This window comes from Pseudomonas sp. NFACC16-2 (genome assembly GCF_900119205.1).
Classification (GTDB): domain Bacteria; phylum Pseudomonadota; class Gammaproteobacteria; order Pseudomonadales; family Pseudomonadaceae; genus Aquipseudomonas; species Aquipseudomonas fluorescens_Q.
This window is the reverse complement of sequence record NZ_FPIX01000059.1, coordinates 1-19,696: the sequence shown is the minus strand read 5'-3', so window position 1 is coordinate 19,696 and position 19,696 is coordinate 1. Positions and strand designations below refer to the sequence as shown.

9 protein-coding genes are annotated in these 19,696 nt (G+C 56.5%); 4 read left to right on the top strand and 5 right to left on the bottom strand.

Annotation, left to right across the window (positions count from 1 at the left end):
- Nucleotides 1–247: 247 nt before the first annotated feature.
- The 3 genes from BT116_RS28030 to BT116_RS28020 all read left to right on the top strand — a co-directional run bounded on the left by BT116_RS28030 (nt 248) and on the right by BT116_RS28020 (nt 6,406).
- Nucleotides 248–2,239 (top strand): hypothetical protein, encoded by a 1,992-nt coding sequence (locus BT116_RS28030; protein WP_072348833.1) that lies wholly within the window; start codon nt 248–250, stop codon nt 2,237–2,239.
- A 226-nt stretch (nt 2,240–2,465) separates the two neighbouring features.
- Nucleotides 2,466–4,676, top strand: a complete 2,211-nt coding sequence (locus tag BT116_RS28025) for an autotransporter outer membrane beta-barrel domain-containing protein (protein WP_256572586.1) — start codon at nt 2,466–2,468, stop codon at nt 4,674–4,676.
- A gap of 239 nt (nt 4,677–4,915) precedes the next feature.
- Nucleotides 4,916–6,406 carry a hypothetical protein gene (locus tag BT116_RS28020; protein WP_139209467.1) on the top strand — a complete coding sequence of 497 codons (1,491 nt, stop codon included), beginning with the start codon at nt 4,916–4,918 and terminating at the stop codon, nt 6,404–6,406.
- Between the two features lie 44 nt (nt 6,407–6,450).
- On the opposite strand, the gene BT116_RS28015 is transcribed toward BT116_RS28020, so the two are convergent.
- The 5 genes from BT116_RS28015 to BT116_RS27995 all read right to left on the bottom strand — a co-directional run bounded on the left by BT116_RS28015 (nt 6,451) and on the right by BT116_RS27995 (nt 16,853).
- Nucleotides 6,451–7,548, bottom strand: coding sequence for a fimbrial protein (locus tag BT116_RS28015; RefSeq protein WP_072348829.1), 1,098 nt, complete (start codon nt 7,546–7,548; stop codon nt 6,451–6,453).
- A 61-nt stretch (nt 7,549–7,609) separates the two neighbouring features.
- On the bottom strand, nt 7,610–10,117 hold the full coding sequence (locus BT116_RS28010) for a fimbria/pilus outer membrane usher protein (protein ID WP_072348826.1): 2,508 nt from the start codon (nt 10,115–10,117) through the stop codon (nt 7,610–7,612).
- 25 nt (nt 10,118–10,142) lie between these two features.
- A complete protein-coding gene (locus tag BT116_RS28005; protein ID WP_072348824.1) occupies nt 10,143–10,904 on the bottom strand; it encodes a fimbrial biogenesis chaperone in 762 nt (253 codons plus the stop codon).
- A gap of 109 nt (nt 10,905–11,013) precedes the next feature.
- Nucleotides 11,014–11,562, bottom strand: a complete 549-nt coding sequence (locus BT116_RS28000) for a fimbrial protein (protein WP_072348822.1) — start codon at nt 11,560–11,562, stop codon at nt 11,014–11,016.
- A 242-nt stretch (nt 11,563–11,804) separates the two neighbouring features.
- The gene (locus tag BT116_RS27995; RefSeq protein WP_072348821.1) at nt 11,805–16,853 is read right to left on the bottom strand and encodes an RHS repeat-associated core domain-containing protein; all 5,049 of its coding nucleotides are present in this window, start codon (nt 16,851–16,853) and stop codon (nt 11,805–11,807) included.
- Between the two features lie 430 nt (nt 16,854–17,283).
- On the opposite strand from BT116_RS27995, the gene BT116_RS27990 reads away from it, so the two are divergent.
- The coding region (locus BT116_RS27990; protein WP_256574497.1) for a hypothetical protein at nt 17,284–19,696 on the top strand (2,413 nt) is incomplete at its 3' end.

Genomic DNA, 19,696 nt, shown 5'->3' with positions numbered 1-19,696 from the left:
GGCCCGGGCTTGGCGAATACTCCCTTGGTTTGAACCCCCGGCTTTTCTGGCGGGCAGTCGCTGCTTGGGCTCTGTAAAAGGACGACCTGTCAACTCTGACAGTATCCAAGATATGAAAGAGGGCGTTCAATCAGTCGCAGGCCCTATTGGTCGATGTGAAACGCTTCGAGATGTCCATGGGCATTGTGTGCCGAGCTTTACGGCGGTAGCTCCAATCACGACGGTCTGAATATCAGGAGAATCGGATATGGCAAGCGTGGACAAGAAAACCAGTGCGGCGCGGGCTCGTATTGACTACCTCGCGCAGCGACGTGAACAGCATTCAGGGCCCAAGGCTTTGGATCCTCCTGAGCTTCTGGCCAGGGTGGTTGATAGCACAGACGGTACGCTCCATGGCGAAGATCTGGATAGGGATCTGCAAGTCAAATTCTTGGGTTTCTCTGACTTGCCGGCACTTCCGAATGATGAGTCGATCATGTATTTGCAGTTCGCTTCGGGTGCGACGCCTGCTGAAGCAGACTATGAAGACGTTGCTGAAAGAAGCTTTCCTTTTCCGGTCGACCCGCAAACCGCTTTTCCGTTTGAACTGACCCTTGAGCGCAAGCACTTTGCCATCGATGGCGTTTATACATTCAGAGCGCGTTTATATAGTTACAACTTCGCCCACGACAAGTCACTACCCACCACTCGTATTTTCGATAGCACGCCCCCCTATAACCATAAGGAGCCCGAACCGTTAACCATTGCATCTCCCATCACCGATGCTGTTTTGGCGGCTAACCCTCTTGGGGTTCCGGCGATCCTTGACGAATATGACGACCGCGCGGCAAGCGATGAATATTTTCTGTGGTACGGAAAACTCCCGTTGCCGGATAACCTGCCCGGTACCCCGCCTACGGTCACAGATTTTGTACCGAATGACCTGACATTACGGATACCTGTCAACATCATTCGGGAGTTGGGGGATGGTGGCTGCTATGCGGTGTATGCACTGCGCGACAAAGCGCAGAATCGCACTCCGCTGTCTGACGTAACCGCCTTGGGCGTGGCCTTGGGCACTTGGCCGCCCCCTGATCTTCAAAGAGTCGAAGTACCGCAAGCGACATTCAAGGGGTTCCTCGATTTTCAAGATGCTCTGGATGGCGTGGATGCAGTCGTCAAAACCTATACGGGGCGAAAGGGGACCGATTACATTGAGGTGACCTGGGGAACGACAGTGCTTCCTTTGGAAACCATGGGTTTGGCCCCAACCAAGAGCATCCGCATCGACCCCGACGTGCTGCGTAGCGAATACGGCGCTGCGACCGGGCCGATTAGTATTCAAGTAAGTTATCGCGTATTTCGAGGCACGGAGCCTTATGGTTCGGACATTGAAACAGGGATTACGGTCGTGACCAATTTTTGGCTACCGGGGCCCACGCCCACCGATCCTTGGCCTGATCCGATCAATGGTGACATCCCATTGGGTGACGTCTTTGGCGAGAATTCAACAACGCCTAACGTTTTGACCCGAGCGCACAATAATAAAAATGCCAACTTTGTATTTAAGTTGTACCCGAATGTGCAGGCGGACGAAATCGTAAAGATTTACTGGAACGGCGAGCATGTCGTCGAAGCCGATTATACGGTCTTGCCCACTGATAAAGAGGGCTATGAAAAAACGCAAGTCATTCCGTGGCCCTACATCCACAGGGGCGGCAATGGCGACGAGGTGCCGGTGTGGTACTGGATCAATTCCCCCAACTCTCCCAACCGCCAACGTTCGGACGACACGCTGGTCGAGGTGAACGCGGTCATCTTCAAGCCCCCTGCGCCGACCTTTCCCGATAAAAAGGGCCAGTTCTTGAATTGCGATTCGCTCGATGGTCCCGACTACGCCATTCGTGTGCAAGTGCCTGATCTATCGGGCCCGCCTTACAACTTGGGCATCGGGGATGAGGTGACCCTGCACTGGGTCGCGCTGGCGGGTACCGCTGGAGAAACGCCGATCGCTGGGGCCGAGAAGGATGAACCGGTCACCCTGGATGACACAACCTGGCCGGTGACAGGCTTCATCTGGCGGGTACAACCCTACGCAACGCACCTTCTGCCCACGTATGACCCACTTGGTCCGGGGGGCAGTGAGGGGCGAGGGCGAATCACCTACTCCTATGTTGTAGATGGAGAGACGATTACTTCTGAGGAGAGCGAGGCGCGGGTGACCATGTTCCTAGGTAACGGCTCGTGCCCACTCCCTTGATCATCATCACGTATCCGGCGGTGAAGGTGCGACCCCTTTGCCGCTGGAGTTAGGTCTGTTTACTTTTGCGTGATCAAAGAAGGAGTTGTCGGTAAATATCAGAAAAGTCCTACATATGCCCACAGGGCTAATCTATAGACTCGCCGGCCGTATTAAGTGTTGCCCGGCGAGTTGCTAGCCTGGATATGACACTTGGAATTAACTTTCCTTCTCCAGGGAATCGAGCATGATATTTTCCAATTGCACGTTTGCATTAAACCCTATATCGCGGTGTCTTGCGCTGGCCTCCGTTGCCCCGTTTATCATGGTCTGTCAATTCACTCAGGCCCGTACATTGACGGACGAAGACCTGACCATTGGCGCTGGGGGCCGTCCCGACAATTATCAGCTGTTTGGTAACTCCACCCTGACCGCCAATGGTGCCTCCACCCAGGATATTCAGGTGGCTATCGGTGGCACGGTCAATCTAAATGGCACGACAGTCACAGGTGGATCCAGTAACGGCGTGCAGTTGGTCGATAGTGCTGCAAACATTGCCGCCAACAGCACCGTGACCAGCAACGGTATAGCGCTGGCCTTGACGGGCAATGTGTTGGGGGCCAAAGCCGCGGTCACGGACAGCTCGCTCATCGGCGGCACCCGCGGCGCCTCCCTCAGTGCTGCAAGTGAGCTGACGCTGAGCAACGCCACGGTGACTGCAACGGGTGCCACGGGCACGGGTATCGTCAGTTTCGGTGGCACGGTCCAGGCCAGCAACAACACCCGAATCACGGGCGGTCAGAACGGTGTTGTCTTGCGTAATGACATCTCTTCGGTAAAGGGAAACCAGCTAACGCTGGATGCCAGCCATGTCGAAGGCCTGAATGGTGCGGCCATCGTCGTGAGCAGCGTTGCCGGACTCCCTGATCGCGAAGCGGTGATCGACGTGAGCAATGGCTCGACCCTCAAGGGCAGCGATGGTGTGATGCTGCAAGTTACGAACGATGGCATGGCGGCGATGAACGTCGATAACAGCGTTCTGCTCGGTGATGTGGTGGCCGAAGCGGGCAGTATCGCGAAGGTGGCCTTGAGCAACTTCGCCACCTTGACCGGGCGCCTGGAGAACGTCGATACCCTGGCGGTCAATAGCTTGGGCAAATGGGTCATGGTCGAAGACAGTCAGCTAAAGAATCTGTCGATGGCAGGGGGGGAGGTTCAGTTTGGTCAGCCTGGCAGTTTCTATACCTTGTCGGTGGAGAATCTCAGCGGTAACGGCAACTTCATCATGCATGCGGATTTTTCCAACGGGCAAGCCGATTTTCTGAATATCACGGGGACAGCAACCGGTACTCATACGCTTGACGTGGCCAGTACCGGTGCGGAACCGACGCTGACCAACCAGCGCATCCATGTCGTCCACGCAGCCAGCGGTGATGCTGCGTTCTCGTTGATCAATGGCCGGGTAGACTTGGGTACTTATTCTTATGATCTGCTCAAGGATGGCGCCAATGACTGGTATCTCGATGGTGCGAGCAAAACCATCAGTCCTGGTACGGCGTCGGTGCTGGCGCTGTTCGATGCCTCGCGTACGGCCTGGTATGGCGAACTGAGCACGTTGCGTTCGCGCATGGGCGAAGTGCGGATGAACCAGGGGCAGTCTGGCGGCTGGATGCGGGCGTATGGCAACCGCTTCGATGTTTCTGCCGACTCCGGAATGGCCTATAGGCAGACCCAGCAGGGATTGGCTTTTGGTGTGGATACCCCCGTGCCGTCAGTTGGGGATGGACAGTGGGTGTTTGGCCTGATGGGTGGTTATAGCCGGTCCGACCTGGACCTGATTCATGGGACCTCGGGCACGGTCAACAGCTTTTATGTCGGTTCTTACGCCACTTGGCTGGACGCCGAGAGCGGTTACTACTTCGACGGCGTGCTCAAGTTCAACCGCTTCCAAAATGAGTCCAAGGTCAGTCTCAGTGACGGGGCACAGGCCAAGGGGCGGTACAACACCCATGGATTGGGCACCACGCTGGAGTTTGGTCGGCATATCAAGTTGGACGAAGGTTATTTCATCGAGCCTTTTGGGCAAGTCTCGGCGCTGGCGGTTCAGGGCAAACGTTACCAATTGGATAATGGCATGGCTGCCGATGGCAACCGGAGTTATTCCTTGCTGGGCAAAGTGGGTGCAAGTGCCGGTCGGGATATCGACCTGGGTAATGGGCAGATGCTGCAGCCTTACCTCAAGGCAGCGCTGGTCAACGAGTTCGCCAAAGACAATCAGGTCAAGGTCAATAGCACAAGCTTCAACAATGACCTTTCTGGTTCTCGCCTGGAGTTGGGAGGTGGCGTTGCCATGAAAGTCGCGGATAAAGTGCAAGTGCACGCCGACGTCGATTACAGCCAAGGCAAAAAGATTGATCAGCCATGGGGAGTAAACTTCGGCGTGGAATACAAGTTCTGATCAGCTTTGTTTAAAAGGTCAGGTCCGTGGATTGTTTTCACGAGACGGCATGAGGGTTAGTCAAATGAGCAAGGACCGTAACGGTCCTTGTTTCATTTTTCATGAACTCTTTTTTGGAGTCTGTCAACTGAGCAGTTCTGTTAGTACTCAACGGTTTGGTTTTGGAATCTAATGGGGCATCTCTGGACAGTAGTGGCTTTGGAGGCGTGGTTACTCATGTGTTGATAGGAGGGTCCATGATGTCAAATTCGAAAAATTCCAGTACGTTCGGCAAAAACCAAGTCCCGATTTACGATCCGCCTACGGTCGTGGCGTTGCCAAATATCGACGGAGGCGAAACCAATCTGCTGCATAAGAGCGCCCTGGTAGCGCCCTTGCCCATCACTATTCCCAAGTGGTTGAATTCCAATCCCAAGCCCCATGAGCCGGAGTGGGTCACGCTGTATTGGGGAGACGATGATCTGGAAACAAAGACCTGGATCGCCGAGGTGCCCGACGCGGATCGGGTATTTTATGTTCCCGTCCCTTTACTCATCCATGGTGAACATTCACTTCATTATTTTCTACACCTGTACAACCTGGCCGAGGCTGACTCTTTTGATCTTACCCTGACCATCGATACCCTCAAGCCGCTGCTCAACCAGACCGACGACCTTGCGCAGTTTCCTGAAGCGATCCTGACAGGTGGGGTAACGGCCCAATATCTAGAGCAGAACAACGATCAAGTGAAGGTCGGTATCCCCCGTTATGATGAGCAGCGGGGTGGCCCCAAGGTCGGCGATATCATTACCTTGTATTTGAACGAAAAAAACGGAACCGGAGAGCCAGATCAGCTAAAGGTCGGTGAATTGACTGTTCCGCACCCGGTACCCAACGCTCTTGAGGGCGTGTATGAGGGGCAGGCGTTTCGCGACTTTGGCGATCGTGTGGGGTATGCGCGATATCGTGTCGAAGACCGGGCGGGGAACATCAGTGAGTTGTCGGGGCGGGTTGAGCTGGATGTGAAGGCTGCACCGACACCGCGTGATCTGTCCTATCCATGGGTGAGAGAAGCCTCCGGCAACCCGCAGGCCAGTCGGCTCGATCCGAACCTTGCGGCTGTCGTCAATAATGGCGTCATTGTTGCCATCCCTCAAAACGCGATCATCTCGGATACGGAGACCGCCGCCGTACTGTTTGGTGAAGAAGGTGGTTTCGGATTCTATCGCGCTGACACACCCATCGTCACAGGAGGGCGGGAGTACCGCATTCCCAAGGAGTATGTCGCCCGAAACCTGCGAAAAAACATACCGATAATCTTCGAGGTGACCGGTCCCAATATTCCCACACCGCTTGTGTCTCAGACGCACAGCCTGACGATCTCCAGCCTGAGCGGCGGGTTGCCGGTCCTTCAGTCCACCAGTTTTAATGCGACGACGTTGAGCTTGGCCAACATTCCCGAGGGCGGGGCGGCTGTTCTCAGGCTGGGTAGCTGGAAGTACATGGCGACGTCACAGTTCCTCAGGGTCGAGATGAGGGGATTGCTGAGTGCGGGAGGCGCTCACACCGTGACGATTCTCGATGCTCAGCCTGTGACTTCGGTGGGTGAAATGCAAGCAGGACAGATACTCAAGATGGAGCTTCGCAGATTTCAAATCGGTGAAAAGCTCACCTTCATCGCGAAGGTCAGCTTTGACAATAAGCAGACCTGGCACGACTTTCCAAGCATAGATCCTCAATTAACCAACTGACCCTTGAGCATGAGGTATTACCGTTTCAGCGATGCGCCTCGCGCTCATTTGTAGGTCATGGTGAAGTTCAACGCGCCTTTGGCCACACCGGGACCGACGTGAGGCGCTAACTGGTAGAAGCGTGCGTTGAAGTCCAGCACCGTCGTGCCGGATGTAATGGGCACCAGGGGAACCTCCATACCCAGCGCGACAGGGGTCAGGCCGTCGCCCCTGAGGATCTGAACACCTACGCCCGATGCTCCAGAGTCTGCGGTCAGGCTGAAAACGCCGTTGTTTTCATCGACGGGGACGGACCCCAGAACACCATCGAGCTTGATCGTTGCGACGGCGATATTGCCATCTGACGGGTCGGCTTCGCAGGCGCTGAGCGTGATGGTAAAAGGCGCAAGGGTTGTGCCGAAGCCGGGGCCTGTGAACTCGGAGGTGTCCCAGGTCCCTAGTGGCACTGGATTGACGCTTACCGGGTTGCCCGAGATGCCGCAATGAGCCTGAATCACCGTGCCCACGGGGCCTACGCCGAACCCTTTGCCGACGCCGGTAAAGGTCCCGCTGAACAGTTCGCGGCCATCCAGTGGGTTGGGACCGGTCGCAATGGGGCCGGTTTTGATCAGGGTGGTGTAGGTCCGCAGGTTGCGCAGTGTAAAGCGTATGAACGTGGTGATCTGGTCCTGATAGCCATCGAAGGGCACGATCGGGCGATAGGTCGGTCCGCCGATGGGGATGAAGGTGTTGTTACCGCTGCCATCGAAGGGAAAATCCAGGCGGATCAAGGCGCCCACGCCGGGAATATTGGTGTTGAATACCTTGCCGTTCACATCGAACCCGTCAACCGGCGGCAACTGGCCGGCGAACAGCGGGGCGGTTGGCTGGGCCTGGAAGTTGAGGATGGTGCCGGGGGTATCGACGCTGCAGTCCAGTTGCGAACCACCGCCGCTGGTGAAGGTGTGTTTGTTCAAGGTGCCGATGACACTTCCTACGGCAGCGTCCCGAGGGACATAAAGCGTGCCCAATTGAGGCTGGAAATTCAGGGGGCCACTTCCGGCCTCCCACCAGCAAGTATCGGCGGCGGCGAATGCGGATGAAGTCGGGCTGCCGGTGACCAGCACCAGAGATGTCAGCAGCAGTCGTGTCGATTGTTTCATGGTGTTTCCTGTGGGATCGGGCATGACAATAGGCTGTTTGCCAGTGGCTGGGTGGCGCGTGTCAATGGCATGTCAGCGCCTGAATGCGGTAGCCCTGCACCTGCTCCATCGTCTGCGGATTGACGTCCAGCCGGCATTGAGGGGCGTCGCCCGGTGCCCAGCGCACGTTAAGTTGTTGGGGCTCGGGCCCTACAGAGAGCAATACCTGGCCGGCCTGGCCCACGGTACCCAGAACAGTGCCCTGGGCATCGCTGACCTGAGCCCCGAAAGGCAGGGCCTGGCCGTTAGCCGTCTGCCCGCTGATCAGCAGGCGATTGATGGTACGCGCGGTGAAGGTGGTCTTGACCACGGCCCCGCGGCGTGGGACGACTTGCGCTGTGCCATTGTCGATCTCGATTTCAGGCCCCAAATCATCCGTTTGCAGGGACACCTGGTTCATTCGATAGGGCCGCAGGTAAGGGACCAGCGCGAAGCCTTGGGCGTTGGTTTTCACGCCTGTCGCGTTCTTGACTCCCACACCGGGGATATCCGGTACTTCAACCAACGCCAGCGTTTCTCCCAGGTACGGGCCCGCTTCGATACCATCGGCATGAAGCAGCAACGCGCCGCTGGCGTTCAGTGAGGTCGTGCGGTAGTGGCTGCTTTGAGTGATCCCGGCGCCGACGCTGCCAGTGGCCCCTTGATAACCTAAAGCCAACTCGGCTGACTGTCGCTGTTGCGAGTCGTGGCTGATGCTGGTTCGGTAGTTGAGCCGGTTCTCAAGACTGTTACCACTCAGGCTGGCCCTCTGGCTATGGCGTCCGGCGTTGTTCTGTACGTCGAACGTGGCAGTGCTCGAAGGCAAGAAGTCCAGCGGCAATGATACGCTCAACCCCATTTGGCGCTGCTCGCTCATGTTGCGTTTGTCGTTATCTCTGAGCGATTGCAAGGCATAGACGTTATAGGTCACGCCTTTGTGTTGGGTATTGAAGTTGAACTGGAACTGGCGTTGGGTGTTATTCGTTTGCCAGTAATCCTGGTGCGAGAACGTCAGGTTGACGGAGCTGTGTTTCCCGATTTTCTGGTTGATTGCCGCTTCGAGGCGGCTGCGTCGGCTGCCGAAAAAACGGACGTCGTGCTCGCGGTCGCGCACAGCTTCGTCGAAATCGCGGTAACCCTCGGTGGAATAGCGATAGCCAGCGAAACGCAGCTGGGTCCCACTTTGGAATGATTTGCCGTATTTGACCGAGTAACTCTTGCCTTGCACGTCCTGGCTTGCCTGCGTATCGGAGTGACTCAGGTCCAAGGCCAGGGCGCCCAGCGCACCCAAGTCCCGGGAGGCCCCCAATGTGACGGCCCGATAAAAGTCGCTGCCCATCGCGCCGCCATATAACGTCGTGCTCCAGCCGAGCCCCCAGGCCAGCGTACCTTGCCAGAGCAGAGGGTGGTCACCCTCGCTGATGGCGTTGTAATGCCCGACTGTCGCGCTGTAACGCCAGAGACCTTCGCGCAAAAGATTGCTGAGTGTGGCGTAAGGCTGCGTGTAGCGATGAACCTGGCCATCGGCTTCGGTTAATACGATTTCCAGTTCACCGCTGCCGCCCACGGTAGTGAGATCATCGATTTCATAAGCGCCGGGGCTGACATAGGTGGAGTAGATCGGGTAACCGTTTTGCAGGACTTCGAGCTTGGCCCGCGTCTGGGCCACGCCTCGTATGACAGGGGCATACCCCTGAAGGGCATCGGGCAGCATGTCTGGGTCCGAGGCAATGATTGCGCCCTTGATGGGCAGGCTCCTGAACACATCGCCCCGGGTAAAGGTTTCACCCAGGGTCAGATTGGCTTGCAAGCCGGGAAGATCGCGCTGGGCATAGGTATAGGCGCTGCTCCACTCGCGTTGGTTCTGTTCGTTGCGGCGTAACGTCTGGTTGCTGCGCAAACGCCAGGCGCCCAGATTCAGCCCACTGTTGAGGTACAGGTCATCACTCTGGCTGGAGCCGCCTTGTTGATGATTGCTCTGCTGCGCCGACACCTGGTAATTGATAAAGGCCGCGTTGATTCCGTGATCCCAGCGCTCGGGGTCGGCATAACCTGACTGATTCCTGCGCATGGCGATCTGGGGAACCGAGAGTGACAACCACAGCTTGGCGCCTTCGAACTCGATATTGGCCCCGGGGATTACGCTGGCCAGGTCGATGCAGTCGGTGTTCAGCGCTTGGTTGTCGGCCAGGCCGTCGAGACGTACGCCCAGCTCTTGAAGCAAATCGGACGATAGGCAGGGCAGCAGGTCGCCCTCGGGGCTGAGGCTGAAGTCGAGCTCACGCAGGCCAAAGGAGCGCCGGTTGATTTGAAGTTCGACCCGATAGCGCCCCGGCCCAAGGTCCTGACGCTGGCCCAGCGCACTGAGTGCCAATGCCCCGGCATCGTGAGTGTATTCCGGATGCTGGCGCAGGAAACCGGATTGGAATTCAACCGTCGCATCGGCCAGCGCGGGTGTGATATCGAGCAGTGCCGTACTGGCACCCAGGGCGACCCAGTGAGCCAGGCGTGCTTCGCCGCCGATACCCGAGCGTTTCAAGAGTCGAGTCATTAAAAGTGTCCGAGAGCGCATGGCGTCACAGTGTTGAAGGGAGCTGCACGGGGGCGGTCAAAGGCGCGCTGAAAGCGCCGTAGTCATTGACTGTGGCGAAAGTGACCTGCAAGCCGGCTGTCGGTTTGATCCGGCCCAAGGCAAATGTCTGGCGTTGCAGCGGTGCCGACATGGCCGGGTTATTCAGTTCTTCGGATTGGCGCTGGTCGCTGACTTCAAGCCGGCTGAATGAGACATGGAAGGGGGTTGGGTTGTAGACCACCAACTGCGCCGAGCCGTTGACCTGCTCAATCGACCACAGCAGATCCTTGAGGCGGGCTTGCGGGTTGTCCTTGATTTGGCTGGGGCGATAGAACAGTTTGATCCGGGTGCGCAGGGCGATATTCAGGGCGTTGGCGTGGCTGGTATCGGCCTGGGGAATTTCCTGGACGTTGAAATAGAACAGCGATTCACGGTCCGTCGGCAAGGTGTTGGGGAGTGCATTGATCTGCACTTGTTGCTCCTTGCCGGGGTTGAGCCGGAACAACGTGGGGGACGGCATGAAGGGGACGGCGGTGGTGGTGTCGTCGGCAGCGGTGTTGACCCAGGTTTGAACGGCAAAAATATTCTCGCTGGGGTTGGCGATGATCAGCGAAACACTGCGTTTGTCACTGTCGAACACCACGCGGGTGCCGCTCAGGCTCAGCGCCGCCTGACTCTGGGCACTCTGGAAAAACAAGATCGACAGTGCCGCGCAGGCACCTAGAATTGACCGCGCGGCCCCAGGCTGCTTGATGAACGTGAACATAGAAAAGTACCGGTGGATCAGGCGCGGGACTGCGCCTGAGGTGCAGTGCGCTTGCGCCATGGGGAATCCGGCTTACAAGCCGGCAACTCATGGCGTGCGCGGGCGGAAATCAGATGATGTTCACAAGGAACATGATGTGCGCCGAGGCAGGTCCCGGCGTTACCGTGGCAGCGGTCGAGCGATAACGGGCATGGAAGAGCATGTCGGTTTCGCCGCCGGCGACCAGGTTGTACGCGACGGAGCTGGTGCCGGGTGCGATGGCGGCGCCCGACTTGTCGCGGATCGCGATGGACACACCCGTCGCATGGCCCGGTGTCGGGGCAACGGCAAAGTAGTCGCCGCTGCTGTCGGCGGCGCCGTTGAAGGTCGTGGTGGCGGTTTGGCCAGGGGCGATCACACAGCCTGAGCCGCCTTTGACGCGCAGGACAAAGTCCTTGCCCAGCAGTTCATCCCCGACCCGGGTGAAGTGACTGGCATCGACACTGCCCATGTAAACGGTATTGCCGATGGTGCCATCGCCTGGGTTGACGACTTCGATGGGGCAGGTACTGGCGGTGATTTCACCTTGGAAGTGGATGGTACCGGTGTTGGCAAGCGCCGCGGTGCCTGCCAGGCTGGTCGCCAGGCCAAGGCACAGGGCGAGGGAGGTTTTTTTCATGGTGGGAATCCAGTGGATGCAGTGCTCGGCATTCAAGGCGTGAGACCGGACGGGGCGCACTGCGATTTGGCCGGTGTCGATAAGGTCTCTTCGGAGGGGAGTTTAAGAAGGGCGTCGGGGGGGAGATATGAGAAAGTTCTCAATGATCGAGTTGGCGTGTTGGGAGATGGGAACAAGATGTTTCGAAAAAAGGCTTTAACCACAGCAGGTGAAGTTTGCGTGGTTAAAGCCGTGGTGTCGTGTCAGGTTCTGATGTCCTTCCCTGCGTTTTTTAACTCGTTTGATTTCAGTGCGGCACCCGAGATCTGACTGGAATTGGATGTTTTGTTTGCTATCGTCTTTGCTTCTTTTAATGTCTTTCCTTCCCCCAGCAACTTAAAAACTATGCTTTCCTGAGTGACCGAGGCGGCAGGTTTTACCTCCTGTCCGTTCAAGCCGACGTGTCTTAATTTGCCTGCAGCATTTCTTAGATCCGCTGCGTTGAATGGCAAGCCACCGCCCGGTTGCATGGGATTGGGAGCGGGAGGGGGCGCTGCATTCTTTACTGCCGAACTCACCGGGGCTGAATGGCGATAGTAAGGCAGGTTATGATTCACCTTCGCTCTGGGTATTTGCAGGCGCGGCGGTGGGAGTTCGCTGACCCCACTCATGACGAGCCCGTTGAACCACTTAGGCCCCTGTTTTGCTGTCTGTGACGCTATAGCATGTCCTACAGCGTAACCACCGACCGCGCCAACCAAGCCAATTCCCATGCCTGCGTAGTCCAATATCTGGCCCACCAGCAAAGCGTCCTCATTATCATCGGCTGTTGCCGCTCTGATCGCCGTAGTAATGAACCCCAAACCTACGGCAGTCACTGATGCTACGTTGGCAATCACGGCGGCAACCAATGCCAGGCCACTCAGACCGCCTGTGGGGACCCAGGTAATGACAGCAAAGACAGCCGCAACGACAGTCACGGCGGCGCTGATAGCGACAGCGACCCAGTTTTTACTTCGTTTGTACGCGCCCGGAACCCGATCCTCATCCGGGTGTTTCATGCGCGAGACCGAACTCACATGGCCCGTCGGGTCCTTGAAGCGAATCGGGTTACCCAGGCAATAGCAGTAGGGGTTGACGCCACCGGCACCGAAAGGGCTGAAGGAGTCCGGGCTGTGAAAGCGCATCAGCACCGGGTTGTAGGCGCGATAACCGTTGCCCAGTAGATACCAGCCACTGCTACTTTCCCGCACCTCGCCATTGAAGGCCCGAACGCTCAATAAAGGTTCTTCGCTGCTGCGCTCGCCGTAGGCGCTATAGATGGCCGCGCGTAACGCGGCACCTTGGCATTCGCCCAGTACACTGCCATTAGCATCGGTGAACAACAGCAGGTTTTTCGACGGATCACCCGGTTGGTGTTGGCCCAGGACCTGGTCTGCGGCGGTGAAGAAGTGGGTCTGTGCGGCGCTCTGGACGGTATAGCTCAGTTCGTCACCCTGGTAGAGGCGCAGGGATTTCGCCTGGGTACCCTCCTGGGAACTGATCAGGCGATCATGCCCATCGTACTGGTATTGCATGACCGGTTGCTGGCTGACGGAGCGCACTTCCAGCAGGCGGCTCTGGCTGTCGTAGCGCAGCAATTGCCCCTGCTCATCGTTACGCATGTTGCCATTATCGTCGTAGTCGAAGGTCTGTTCCTGCGTGGGGCCTCCATCGAGGCTGCGGGTCATCCTGACCAGGCGACAGCGGTCGTCGTCGGCGTAGAAGTATTCGTTGACCTCGCTGGCCCCTCCCGAAAACTGGCTCACTCGTAGGGTGATGTTGTCCAGGTCATCGAAAACGTACATTTGTTGCTCGATGGCGCGACCGGCTTCATCCTTGGGCAAATCCCGGCCCGAGCAGGTATGGACGCTCAAGCGGCCACGGTCGTCGTAGTCGAACGCCTCCAGGAGCAGGCTGTTCAGAAGGCCTGCCTCCTCGACTTGCAGATGACGTGACTTGAGCTGCCCGTCGGGATACCAGACCTGCTCGATGGTCCGTGTCGAATGCCCCGGCAATGTGATCGTCCGCAGGATTTCCTGATCCTGATCGTCATACGTCAACTCGGTGATGAGCGTGGTGTTGGCGTCAGTATCAACGCTGGTGGTTTTGCTCAAGCGACTGAGAGCATCGTATTCGAATGTCGCTTCCAGGCTACCCTGAACGCTGCGCGTAACGAGTCCCGCGCTGTCGTATTCGTAGACGTTTTCGACGGTGTTGAGGTGGTTGATATCCAAGCGCTTGCGCAGTTGTCCGCCCGATGTGCTGATGTATTGGGTTTCCCAGGACAATCCCTGCTCATCGACCCATTGCTCACTGCGTACCTGGTTGGTGATGTCGTATTCGTAGTGACGCGAACCTTGCTCGTTCTGCGCCTTGACCAGACGAGCCGAGACCGGGTGGTAGTCAAAGGCGCTCTGTGCATCGGGCGAATGAATGGCGGTGGGCTGATCGGTCAGTTGCAAGTTTTTGTATTCATAGGTGATCACCGCGCCGGCGGCGGTGGTTCTCGTGTTGGGTTGCAACTGATCGTCGATGTAGCCGAGCGTTTCGCTGCGCATGCCGGTCTGGGTTTCGGTCAGGCGTTCCAGGCCGTCGAAGGTCTGGGTGCCGATCAACACGGGGTCGGGTGAACTGCCGGAGGCGGGTTTCACCCACAGTGCCGTGGGCAGTTCCGAGCGGCTGTGGGTGGCATACTCGCGTGATACTACACACTGGTCCGGCAAGGTGGTGGTGACCATGCGGGACCAAGGGTCATAGCTGTAAAGCGTCTTGCGTTTGAGTTCGTCGACCTCTTGTGTGCAGTTACCCTGGCCATCGTACTGGTAAGTGCGGGTGGCAAGTACCTGGCCCTGTGCATCGAGGCTGGCTGTCTGCGCCGGTTTGTCCAGCGAGTTGATGCGGGTCTCGCTTTTGCCACTGATCATCGGAGAGTGGCCAGGGCTTTGCCGCCAGCGGGTTTCCACCAGACCGTTCCAGGGAGATGGGTGACCGACGGCGATGCCGATGGGGTTGAATTCGGTGTGGGCCTGCACACCGTCAGGGCCAGTGATACAGGACTGTTCGCCCCAGTCGTCATACTCATAGGTGGTGGTGTAGGCGAAGGAGCGCCCTTCAAAATAGTCGTAGCGGGTTTCTTCGATCAGCTCGCCCAAACCGTTGTAACGAGCTTTCCAGGTTTGTTCGACGCGCGCGGGGTTGGTTTCGCTGACATTATCGCGCTCTTCATAAATCTGGCGTCCCAGTCCGTCGATTTGGGTTCGGGTGGTGATTCCGCGTGCGTTGACGGCATCTCGCCCACTGAAGTGCCCCAGGCCGGCAGAAGGGTAATACTGATAGGTGCGTACAGCCTTGAATTCGCTACTTCGGGGCGCCGTGGTTTCACGAACCAGTCGTCCTAGTTTGTCGTACTCATAGCTGATTTCCACGTCGCTCGAGTGCAACAACAATAGCTTTCCGGTCAGTGCCGAAGTTTGCTCGATATTGACTTTCTTGACACCGTCGAAATCGGTGCTCAAGGTCGTGGTGAGCTGGATGGCGGGTTCGGGGAAGTCGATGCCGAAGAGTCTTTTGTAATCAGTATCAGTGTAGGTGGTGGAGCCATTGAGGCGTACAGCCTGCCGCGACAATTGACCATGACGTAAAGGGTCGTTCAGGTCAGTCCAGTATTGGTAGGTGGTGCTCTGCAACGCCTCCTCTCGTTCCTGGGGGGTGCCGGCATCGTGCACTTGAACCAGAACTTGCTCCTCGAGCGTGACGGGCCTCGCGAGCGGGGTCCTGGCCAGTGGAGGTATTTCGATGTAGCGGTAGTGGGTCCGCAAGGTCGGGGCCGGTTCGTGGTCCGGCGCGGGCGTCACCGTGCTGCTCTTGACTTTGCAGACAAACCCATAGGGGTTATCGGGGAAGTCCTCTTCGCCAGAGGCGCGGTAGTAGACGTTGGTGGTGGTGATGCCACTGGCCTCAACGTGGGTCAGTTCATTGCCGGAGCTGTCGTAGGTGTAGGTCTCTGTTTCTGCGCGTTGACGTGTCGGGTTGCTTTTAAGCCGCCAGCGATTGATCACCTGCGTAGGCAGTTGATAGGTATTCGGTTGATCCAGCACCGAGCCGTTGCGCAAAGGGTAAACGGTTTCGGTTTCCTGGATGTTGTCACCTTGCGTCGTGGTCTGGAGTATGAGCGAGTGGAAACGGTTGAACGTGCGTTTGACACTGCGCACAGGTCTTCCCGCCAGGTAGTGGGTTTCCACGGTGCTGTAGTCGTAAGTACCGCTCTGATAGATCAGCGGGTCCTTGTTGTCGGTGCCCCATTGGATCGGCAAGGTGTTGCCCAGGAAGTTCTTGTCATCCGGATAGGTGTATTCGACTTGCACCTTGTCCGGGTTGTCAGGGGCGCCATCGGGATAAATCTCGTGACGGCTGACACGTGGCAGGTAGCGGCCTGACGGGCCGGGGAAGCTGTGTTCGCTGTCATAGACGATCAGTTCACTACCGCCCAACGGGTTTTCCACCTTGGTCACCACGGTGTGCCCATGTTTGATCGTGTAGTCGAATCGCCAGTAACCCCGTTGGCCGGATTCATCGGCAGGCAGGGCAATGGTGCGGGCATATTTCAGCTCGCCCGAGTCGAAAGTCATCGTATAGCGCGCCCGCGCAGGGAGCGCCTCATCGACATTGGGGTAGAGATCCAGATCCAGTTTGCCGGCGTCGCGCCGCACGCTCAACAAGGGGATCCCCGCGTCGTCGTTGACCGATTGCAGCAGCGTGTGTCCGTTGAATGAGGTATAGGCAAGGACCAGCCTGTGGCCCAGGGGGCTATAGATTTCGATCGGAACGGCGACGCGGTCGCTACCCATGCCGCGCTCTCGCAAAATTTCCACGGTGCCGGTCTTGTGCACCAGCATGAACTGTTTCTTATCTTGAAATGGCGTGTATTCGAAGAATCGGAAACTGTCGAGTTTTTTGGTCTCCATCAGCAGTTCCCCATCCACGCCATTGGCGGTCACGGTGTGGCGTTCGCCTGTGCTCGTGGATAAAACCTGCTTGTTCATATCGTATTCGGACAGCTGCACATTCCAGCCGATGCCATAGCCGCTGTCCGTTGTGTTGAGAGCGCTGAAAGCCAATGCCAGCGAAAACCCCGGGCCGCGCAAATCGTTGCCCTTGAGTTCGGGTAAGTCGAGGGATATCCGGTATTGCCCGGTACGTGGGTCAACGCCACTTTGCAGCGACTGCATGAAGTTGAATGCGTTGGAGGGAACGGAAGTATCGGCACTCATGGGGGCACACCTCAATGAGTCATCGAAAGCCATAATGAATGGCGCCTTTTAACGGCAGGGCTACGGTGAGTTGTCGATACGGTAACAGTCTGCAGAGCGCCGGTAACCTAACAGTTCTGATAGTGGTCGGCGCCATCGGTCAGGGGTAAAACGTCTTTATCGTTGCATGAAAACTCAACGAGGGTGGCGAACCGTTAGGGGAAGAGTCCCTACGTCTGTTTTTTATGTAGGTAAGCGCTTGTGGCGCCTTGAACGCACTATTTTTTTGATGGAAAGACTGATTGTCGTTGAAGGGCACGGTTCGGTAATCGCTTTTTGCTGTTCTGGCGATTAGATGGTTTTGTGACGTTTATCTCGATAGGAAGCGCTCAGTCGTGAGTGTGCGAGACGGCTCGGCTCACCATTGATTTTGACATTTGAGGGTATGGCAATGGCAACTACCTATACGTTGGCAGAGCTTCTGAGTTGGATGAAGGATCAGGATCGCATGAGCAAATGGGATGCGATTGTGGCCATGGAACGCAACAAAACCAATCTGCTGCTGATTCAAAACTACATTGATAAGTTCAGTTTGGGCAGCTATATCCCGTCCATTACCGGAGCCATTGCGACAGGTGGTAGCGGTGGCAATTTTCGGGAATATATTCAAGAGTTTGTAATGGATGTACCTCGTTTGCATTACGAGGATACCGGTCTTGATAATTCGAAGGCCAATCTGCGGATGGCCGTTGTGGCCGGTCGTCAAGTCTCCATCGAAAAAGACGTGACGGTGTGGCATGTCACGCGCATCTTGGATTATGACCCGCTGGACGGGCCGAGCTTATTCCTGGACCTGTTATTGCCCGAAGTGTCGGGAGAAATTGCCGACAATGGGAATATCCGCCTGGACCTGAGCAAAAGCGATAACTTTCGCTTGACGTTTGCCGAAACCCAGACAGAGCAAGAGCTGGCCGGCAGAGTTTTCAAGGCCTTGTTTAATCGATTGAATGATGAACAGCGTGTCTGGACCCTGGGCACGATTAAGCGGGGTATCAACCCCATGATGCAACCGCGTTCTTTCGGCTTGCGCACGCAGCAGGGTAGCCAGGAGGGCGAGGGAGCGATGCTTGCCTTCGTGCGCATGGAGGGTAGACATGAGGGAGACTTTCCTGGTTCGAACAGTGGTTTTCGTTACTTGATCCCGAATGACGCCGGAAGGGATTACTCTGCCACTGTATTGGTAGGGCGAGGCCGAGTAGTTATTGCTGAGTTGGTTCGATCGCTGGCGGAAACGATTGATCACGATGATTTTAATTATGTTTTTGATGACGATAACGGAGATATTGTTGTGACGGCTAAAGGCGGGGGTATTACGGTTCCTGGTGGGACATTTAATCATCGTTTGGAGATGATGACCACCTTTTTGGGTCCAATATGGGCGGATCTTGAGGTTAGTCATCCTGAATTTCTTCTGGCGGCCCGTGAACGTCTGAAGGTTGAGCTGCATGGGCAACAGATCAGCGTCCGGTGGCTATGTACCGGGACTGTTAGAGCTAGCATGAATGTCGTAGCAACTAATTTTGAGGGGCTTCAAGGACTCATAGATCAATATCCGAGCAGGAACTTGGGTTACAATTTAATCGTCACGGCGTATTACCAATTGATTGATGATGGCGCCGGTGGCACATTGAAAAGAATAAGCTATGATGTTGAAAGCAATGTAGAGCCTGAGTCGGGCGTTGATATTTTTAAGTTTGGCGATGACGTTAAGCGTAAGTTGAGTTTAACAGATCCGATAGCGGAGATAGTGTTCGGGCTGTTTATTTTGTTGGGATTGTTAATGTTACAGATTGCTGAAATTTTATTGAATTTGTTGGCGATGGATGCGTCGGGGATGATCGCGGGCGCAATCAAAGATCAGTTCCCTACGGGCGGCGCTGTGATGGGATTTATTGAGGAAAATCTCGAGCTTAACTACGGCGAAACCATTCAGATGCTCAATTTACAGTCCCCTCATGATGTCGGCCTGTTCGGTCGCATCAATCCCGCTCAAACAACGTTCGCCATCACCACGCCGGAACCCCGTATTGCCGCCGGCGGGCCGCACTATGCTTTTGAGGTTTTTCCTGCAAGACCCGGCCTGAAATGGGCTGTTGAGCACTTGCGGCGTCTCGCTGTCGGCGTAGGTACGATCGATGAAGACACAGGGGTCTATACACCTCCGGCAGTGCACCAGGTCCAGGGGCGTTTCACCCGTGTACGGGTCACCGCAACCGACCCTGTTACCCAGTTCAGCAGTTCTGCCTTGGTGACGGTAGTCCGCTCGCGCTTGACGATCAATCCACTGATTCAGATTTGCGATAAAGACGAGCGTGTACCGTTAAAGCTTGGCTATCTGAAGGACGATGAGGACAGCCCTGCGCCTACAGTCGTCATCAACAATCCGGTTCCGGGGGAGAGCGGTTCTATCGAATCCAATAATGGCGTTTACACCTATGTCTCGAATAAAGAAGTCGTCGAAGGGAAAACCTATGTGATGGATGAACTCGTGGCGACTTATAAAGGGTATACGGCGTCGGTTTACATGGTGGTTACACAGACAACTCCCGCGATAACCATTCAGGCCCCTGGCAGTTTGGAAGGTTTGACAGAAGTCGCTTTAAGAGCCATAGCCAATAACAGGGATATTACCGAACACGTTGAATGGAGTATTGAATTCAACGGCCCCGGCTCATGGCACAGCGAAACCCCAGGCGTCTATAAGGTTGACGAAATGGCCCCGCAGGCTTTCGTGTTCATCAGAGCGTCCTGGGACTCGGTGGTTATAGGTGTACTTGAAGGTCATCTACTGCTCGCGCTGCCCT